The sequence below is a fragment of the Humidesulfovibrio sp. genome, from assembly GCF_035560995.1.
Lineage (GTDB): Bacteria > Desulfobacterota > Desulfovibrionia > Desulfovibrionales > Desulfovibrionaceae > Humidesulfovibrio.
Window position 1 is genome coordinate 1 of the sequence record NZ_DATMYK010000208.1, and the last position, 7,090, is coordinate 7,090.

The 7,090-nt window shown below is 70.2% G+C and carries 7 protein-coding genes; 6 read left to right on the forward strand and 1 reads right to left on the reverse strand.

Annotated elements, in window-relative coordinates; translation table 11 throughout:
* The first annotated feature begins 200 nt into the window (after positions 1-200).
* Genes VN419_RS08295 through dxs form a run of 6 tightly spaced genes read left to right on the forward strand, consistent with a single transcriptional unit; the run spans position 201 to position 6,391 of the window.
* Complete coding sequence (locus VN419_RS08295; RefSeq protein ID WP_325646390.1) at positions 201-857, forward strand: LysE family translocator; 657 nt, start codon at positions 201-203, stop codon at positions 855-857.
* A gap of 9 nt (positions 858-866) precedes the next feature.
* Complete coding sequence (gene xseA / locus VN419_RS08300; protein ID WP_325646392.1) at positions 867-2,306, forward strand: exodeoxyribonuclease VII large subunit; 1,440 nt, start codon at positions 867-869, stop codon at positions 2,304-2,306.
* On the forward strand, positions 2,303-3,274 hold the full coding sequence (locus VN419_RS08305; RefSeq protein WP_325646396.1) for a M23 family metallopeptidase: 972 nt from the start codon (positions 2,303-2,305) through the stop codon (positions 3,272-3,274). The genes xseA and VN419_RS08305 overlap by 4 nt, the downstream gene beginning before the upstream one ends.
* A 26-nt stretch (positions 3,275-3,300) precedes the next feature.
* Positions 3,301-3,546, forward strand: a complete 246-nt coding sequence (gene xseB, locus VN419_RS08310; protein WP_325646401.1) for an exodeoxyribonuclease VII small subunit — start codon at positions 3,301-3,303, stop codon at positions 3,544-3,546.
* Positions 3,543-4,460 (forward strand): farnesyl diphosphate synthase, encoded by a 918-nt coding sequence (locus VN419_RS08315; protein WP_325646398.1) that lies wholly within the window; start codon positions 3,543-3,545, stop codon positions 4,458-4,460. Before xseB ends, VN419_RS08315 begins: the two co-directional genes overlap by 4 nt.
* Before the next feature lie 23 nt (positions 4,461-4,483).
* The gene (gene dxs, locus VN419_RS08320) at positions 4,484-6,391 is read left to right on the forward strand and encodes a 1-deoxy-D-xylulose-5-phosphate synthase (RefSeq protein ID WP_325646403.1); all 1,908 of its coding nucleotides are present in this window, start codon (positions 4,484-4,486) and stop codon (positions 6,389-6,391) included.
* Between the two features lie 6 nt (positions 6,392-6,397).
* Here the strand turns inward: dxs and VN419_RS08325 are convergent, their stop codons facing one another.
* Positions 6,398-7,078 carry a phosphoadenosine phosphosulfate reductase family protein gene (locus VN419_RS08325; RefSeq protein ID WP_414652924.1) on the reverse strand — a complete coding sequence of 227 codons (681 nt, stop codon included), beginning with the start codon at positions 7,076-7,078 and terminating at the stop codon, positions 6,398-6,400.
* Positions 7,079-7,090 lie beyond the last annotated feature (12 nt).

The following is a 7,090-nucleotide window of genomic DNA, read 5'->3' on the forward strand; positions in this document are numbered from 1 at the left end:
GTGTAGCGGAAGTGCCCCCCGCCCGGCCAGCGCAAAAAAAGAGGGCGTCTCCGCACACGCCCATCCACACGGAAAAACAGGTTCGTTTCAGCGCTTTAAACGCCCGCGCGGCCTTGGACAGCGGAAATGTTTCGGCGTATACAGGCCCCCGGCGTGGAATACCCCGCGCCGATGCGCCACTTTTTCAGGAGAACGCGCCCATGACAGCGGCACTGAGCCTTGAAGGCGCGGCGGGCCTCGCCCTTGCCACCTTCGTGTTCGCGGCCATTCCCGGCCCCGGCGTCACCGCCGTGGTGAGCCAGGCCCTGGCGCGGGGCCTCAAAAGCGGCCTGCTGTGGGGCTTCGGCATCGTCCTGGGCGACTGCTTCTACCTGCTGCTGGCCATGCTCGGCCTGTCCCTTGTGGCCCAGCAGCTGGGCTGGGCCTTTGTGATCCTCAAGTGGGCGGGCGCGGCCTATCTCGTTTACCTGGGCCTGCGCTGCCTGCTGGCCAAAGCGCCCCAGTCCTCCGAAAGAGCCGCCGAAAACGCCGCCGGAAACGCCGCTCCGCAGCCGGAGCACACGTCCCTGGCCCGCACCTTCCTGGGCGGCTTCTGCGTGTCCCTGGGCAATCCCAAGGTGGTGGCCTTCTACTGCGGCTTCCTGCCCGGCTTCGTGGACATGCGCGCCCTGTCCGGGCTGGACATGTTCCTGGTGGCCGCCACCATCCTGCCCACCTGCTATTCGGTCATCGCGCTGTACGCCTGGCTGGCCTCGCGCGGGCGCAATGCCGTGCGCGGCGGCCGGGTGTGGAAGTACGCCAACCGGGGCGCGGGCGCGGTGATGATCGGCGCCGGCCTCGCCGTGGCCGCGGACTAGGCGGAACCCATGTCGCATATTCTCGCCGTTTCCGACCTCACCCGCGCCCTGAAGGACGTGCTGGAGGCCGAGTTCCCCTTTGTCTGGGTGCGCGGCCAGGTGACGAACCTCGCCCGCCCGGCCTCCGGGCACCTGTATTTCACCCTCTCCGACGCCGAGGCCCAGCTGGCCGTGGTCTGGTTCAAGGGCAGCCAGGGGCGCGGCGGGAAAAGCGGTCCCGGCGCGGAAAGGATCGACCCCCTCACCGGCGAGGTGCTGGAGCCGGGCATGGACACGGCGCAGCTCTTGACGGACGGCCAGGAAGTGCTGGTGGCCGGGCGCATCTCGGTCTACGCGCCGCGCGGCAACTACCAGCTCATCGCCGAGCTGGTGCAGCCCGCCGGAATCAGCGGTCTTGCCGCGGCCTTCGAGGCCCTGAAGCGCAAGCTGGCGGACAAGGGGCTGTTCGACGAGGCGCGCAAGAAGCCCATCCCGCAGAACCCGGCCCGCGTGGCTCTCATCACCTCGCCCCAGGGCGCTGCCGTGCGCGACTTTCTGCGCCTGGCCGAGGCGCGGGGCACGGGCGCGCAGCTGCGCATTTATCCCGCCCTTGTGCAGGGCGACGCCGCGCCGGGGCAGATCGCCGCGCAGCTGGACGCCGTGAACCGCGAGGGCTGGGCCGAGGTCATCGCCCTCATCCGCGGCGGCGGCAGCCTGGAGGACCTCTGGGCCTTCAACACCGAGGCCGTGGCCGAGGCCATGGCCCGCTCGGCCATTCCCGTGGTCACGGGCGTGGGGCACGAGCCCGACGTCTCCATCGCCGACTATGTGGCGGACAAGCGCTTTTCCACCCCGTCCGCCGTGGCCACGGGCCTGTGGCCCCTGCGCGCGGACCTTATGCAGGCCGTGGACGGCCTGGAGGCCGACCTCGCGCGGGCCTTCGGGGCCATTCTGGAGCGCCGGGAGCGGCAGGTGGCCGAGCTTTCCCGCGCCCTGACCTGGCTGTCTCCGGTCAAGCGCGTGGAGCGGCTGGAGCAGGGCTGGCGCGAGGCCTCGCAGCGGCTTTTGGGCGCTGGCGAACGCTATTTCGAGGCCCGGGGGCAGGACGCGGCCAACGCCCTGCGCGGGCTGCTGCGCTCCTTCGGTCCCGCCGCCGTGGACGCCAGGGCCGGACAGACCCTGGCCCTGACCGAGCGCCTGCGCCTGGCCCTGGACCTGCGCCTGGCCGAGGCCTCGCGCCGGGCCGAGGTGCTGGGGGCGCGCCTTGCCGGGCTGGACCCGGAAGCGCCGCTTTCGCGCGGGTACAGCCTGGTGCACGTGCTGGACAAGAAGGGCGCGCCTGGGCGGCTGCTGCGCGCGGCGGCGGAGGTTTCGCCCGGCGACAGGCTGCGCGTGCGCACCGGCGCGGGCGACGTGGCCGCCATTGTCGCCGCCGCCGCCGAGCCCGTCGCAGAGGAGGGCGCATCATGAGCCGCAGACTTTTCCGTGCGCTGTGCGCGGCGCTTTGCGTCGTGCTGTCCTCGGCCCTTATGAGCGCCCCGGCCCTGGCGGGCAAAAAACGCGCAGACGCGACTCCGGCCGGTTCGCTGGCGGTTTCGCAGCCTTCGGCCGGGGAGATCCTCTGCCCGGCCACGGCGGCCATCGGCGAGCCCTTTGTGGCGCGGCTTAAGCTTGCCCGTCCGGCATCCAAGGCCGAGCTGACCTTCATGGGCCGCAGCGCGCCCCTGGTGCTGCGCAAAAGCGGCGCGGGCATGGAGGCCGCCATCATCCTGGGGGCCGACGTGCTGGACGGCAGGCCCGGCAGGCAGGACATCACGGTGCGCGTGACCCCGGCCCTCTCGACAGAGGGCGCCAAGGGCGGCAAGCCTCTCACGCTTAGGACGGGCGTGGAGCTGGTGAAGATCAAGCGCCCGGTGGAGCGCCTGACCCTGGACCCGGCCATGGTGAACCCGCCGGACGCGGAGCTGCCGCGCATCACCCGCGAACGCGCCCAGACCCGGCAGACTTTAGGACTGGCCAGCGCGCAGCGGCTGTGGAGCTTGCCCTTTTCGCGCCCGGCCCAAGGGGGCCTCTCCAGCGAGTACGGCATCGGCCGCGTGCTGAACGGCGAGCCCAAATCGCCGCACCGGGGCCTGGACCTGGAGGCCGAGACCGGCGATCCCGTCACCGCGGCGGCGGATGGCGTGGTGGCCCTTGCCGGGGCCTTCTACTACGCGGGCAACTGCGTGTACCTGGACCACGGCCAGGGCCTGCTGACCATGTACTTCCACCTTTCGGAAGTGCGCGTTGCGCCGGGCATGCGCGTGGCGCGCGGGCAGCTGCTGGGACTGGCCGGGGAGACGGGCCGCAGCACACGCTCGCACCTGCATTTCGGGGTTTCGGCGCTGGGGCGGCTGGTGGACCCCGCGCCCCTCTTTCTGTATGATGCCCTTCCATAATGAGCGGAAACCCCGCCGGAGCGAACATGGCCAAGGACAAGACGAGTTTCGAGCAGCGCCTGGAGCGCCTGAAGAGCGTGGTGGATTCCCTGGAGCGGGGCGACCTGCCCCTGGAAAAGGCCCTCGCCCTGTACAAGGAGGGGCTCGGCCTCTCCGGCGAGCTGGGCCGCCAGCTGGAAACGGCCAGGAACGAGGTGCGGCTGGTGCAGGACGGACTCTTGAAGGAATTCGCCGCCCTGAACGAGACTGCGGAAGGGGAGCCCGAGGCATGAGCGCACAGATGGAAGGCACCATGAACGTGAAGGCCGAACTCAAGAAGCGCGCGGAGGAAGTGGAGGCCTACCTGGCCGACTGCCTGCGCGCCCGCGACATTCCCGAACGCCTGCTGGCCAGCATGGAGTACAGCCTGCACGCCGGGGGCAAGCGCCTGCGGCCCGCGCTGGTGCTCTCCTTCGCGCGGATGTTCGGCGCGTCGGGCGCGCGCATCATGCCGTTCGCGGGCTCCCTTGAGCTCATCCACACCTATTCGCTCATCCACGACGACCTGCCCGCCATGGACGACGACGACCTGCGCCGGGGCAAGCCGAGCAATCACAAGAAATTTGACGAAGCCACGGCCATCCTGGCGGGCGACGGCCTGCTGACCGAGGCCTTCTGCCTCATGTTCTCCTGCGCGGACGAGGGCAACGTGCCCGCGCCCAGGCTGGTGCGCGCGGCCCAGGCCGTGGCCACGGCCGCCGGGTCCGGCGGCATGGTGGGCGGCCAGGCGCTCGACATGGAATACACCCCGCGCCAGGACGTGAGCTTCGAGGAACTGCGCGGCATGCACGCCATGAAGACCGGCGCGCTCATCACCGCGGCCTGCGTGGCCGGGGCGCTCTTGGCCGGGGCGGAGCCGCCGTTTGTGCGCCGCGCGCGGGAATACGGCATCAACGTGGGCGCGGCCTTCCAGATCGCCGACGATATTCTGGACGTGGTGGGCGACACCAAGACTTTGGGCAAACCCGTTGGCAGCGACGAACGCCAGGGCAAGACCACTTATCCCTCCCTGCTCGGCCTGGACAAGAGCCGCGAGCTGGCCCATGCCCGCGCCGAGGCGGCAGTGGATGCGCTCAAGGGCATCGAGCACGCCGAGGCCGACTTCCTGCGCGGCCTTGCCCGCTACATCGTGGAGCGCGTGAATTGACCGCCAAACCGACCCCGCCGCCGATGGTCCCCCCGCCGAACGGACGCGAGCTTCTGCAGCACGTCGTCCGGCCGGGCGATGTCTCGCGTCTGAACGCCGAGGAACTGGCCGCCCTGGCGGGCGAGCTGCGCCGCGTCATCATCGAACAGTGCTCCGAGGGCGGCGGGCACCTTGCGCCCTCGCTGGGCGTTGTGGAGCTGACCCTGGCGCTGTTCAAGGCCTTCAACCTTGAGGAGGACCGCCTCATCTGGGATGTCGGCCACCAGGCCTACGCCCACAAGCTGCTCACGGGCCGCGCGGCGGACTTCCACTCCTTGCGCAAGCTGGGCGGCGTGTCCGGCTTTCCGCGCATGGCCGAGAGCCCCTACGACCACTTCGGCGTGGGCCACGCCAGCACGAGCATTTCCGCCGCCCTGGGCATGGCCCTGGCGCGCGACCTGGCGGGCAAGAAGAACGAGGTGGTGGCCGTCATCGGCGACGGCTCCATGACCTCCGGCCTGGCCTACGAGGGCCTGAACCAGGCGGGCGGCATGGGCAGCAAGATGGTCGTGGTGCTGAACGACAACGAGATGTCCATCTCCAAGAACGTGGGCGCGCTGTCCAACTTCCTCTCGCGCAAGCTCTCGCGCCCCGCGCCGCAGCGCTTCAAGCGCGAGTTCGAGTCCTGGCTGTCGAACATCCCGCGCATCGGCAAGGATCTGGCCATGTTCGCCCGCCGGAGCGAAGACTCCCTCAAGAGCTTCTTCACGCCGGGCATGCTGTTCGAGGCCTTCCGCTTCACCTACGTGGGCCCGGTGGACGGGCACGACATTCCCGCCCTGGTGGACGTGTTCGAGCAGACCAAGGGCATGGACCGTCCCGTGCTGGTGCATGTGCTGACCAAGAAGGGCAAGGGCTACGACCCGGCCGAGACCAATCCGACCTATTTCCACGGCGTGGGCCGCTTTGAGCCGGAGACGGGCCTGGCCCCGATCAAGCTCGGCGGCGGGCCCAAAAGCTACACCGAGGTCTTCGGCGAAAGCCTGTGCCGCCTGGCGGACAAGGACCCGAAGATCGTGGCCATAACCGCCGCCATGCCCGAGGGCACGGGCACGGACTGCTTCCGCAAGCGCCACCCGGAGCGCTTCGTGGACGTGGGCATCTGCGAGCCCCACGCGGTGACCTTCGCCGCGGGCCTGGCCACGCGCGGCTTCACCCCGGCCGTGGCCATCTACTCCACCTTTTTGCAGCGCTCCTACGACCAGGTGGTGCACGACGTGTGCCTGCAGGGGCTCGACGTGAAGTTCTTCCTGGACCGCGCGGGCCTTGTGGGCGAGGACGGCGCCACGCACCACGGCGTGTTCGACATTGCCTACATGCGCCACGTGCCGGGGCTCACCTTCATGGCCCCCAAGGACGAGGCCGAGCTGGCCCAGATGGTGGCCACGGCCATGGCCACGCCCGGCCCCATGGCGGTGCGCTATCCGCGCGGCGTGGGCATCGGAGCGGAGGCGGCGGACGAGCCGGAGCTGCTGCCCATCGGCCAGGGCGAGCTGCTGCGCGAGGGCGCGGACGCGGTGATCGTGGCCCTGGGCTCCCGCGTGTATCCCGCGCTGGAATGCGCCCAGGAGCTGGAAGCCGAGCACGGCCTTTCCGTGGCCGTGTTCAACGCGCGGTTCATCAAACCCCTGCCCGAGGCGCAATTGCTGGAGCTGGCGGGGCAGTTCAAACGCATCCTGACGGCCGAGGAAGGCTGCCTGGCCGGGGGTTTCGGCTCCGCAGTCATGGAGTTCTACGCCGACCAGGGCGCGCTCTCCGGCATCGACTTCCGCCGCGTGGGCATCCCGGACCAGTTCATCGAGCATGGCGCGGCCAAGGAGCTGCGCGCCAAGGCGGGCGTGGACAAGGCGGGCATCAAGGCCGCCGTGCTGAAGCTCTGCGGACGCGGCTAGCCGCGTCTAGAAATATCCCAGCGCCTTGAGGGCCTCCAGCTGGCGCTCCTTGTCCTGGTCGCGCCCGGCGCGTTCGTCTTCGCCCTCGGCGGCCATGCGGGTGCAGGGCATGCAGCCCAGCGAGCGATAGCCCTGGTGGTACAGCTCGCAGTAGGGCAGGCATTCGCCCGTCAGGTGCGCCCACACGTCCATTTCCGTCCAGTCCAAGATGACGTTCACCTGCCAGTGTTCCGGCCCGTGCTCCGTGGCGGGCTTGAGTTCCGCGTAGGGCCGCTCTGCGCGTGAGGCGTGTTCGTCGCGCCTCAGGCCCGTCACAAGGGCCGTGACGCCGGTCTCGCGGATGACGCGGTGCAGGGGCTCGATCTTGAGGTCACGGCAGCAGGAAAGCTTGTCCTGGGCCACGGGATATGTGGCCAAGTCCACCCGCGGCCGGGCGATGCGCAGCTCCACGCCCCATTCCGCGCACAGGCGGTCGCGGAAGCCGCTCACCTCCGGGAACTTGAGGCCAGTGTCCACGCTGATGGCCCGCGGTCCGGCCTTGCCGCTGCGCGCCAGGGCCTCGCACCAGAGCGCCAGCGCCACGCCGGAGTCCTTGCCGCCGGTGTAGGCCACGGCCACCACCGCCGGATCCAGGCGCTTGAGCACGGCGTCCAGCAGCACGCGGCTGCGCGCCAGCTTGTCGGCCAGGGTGGCTTCTTG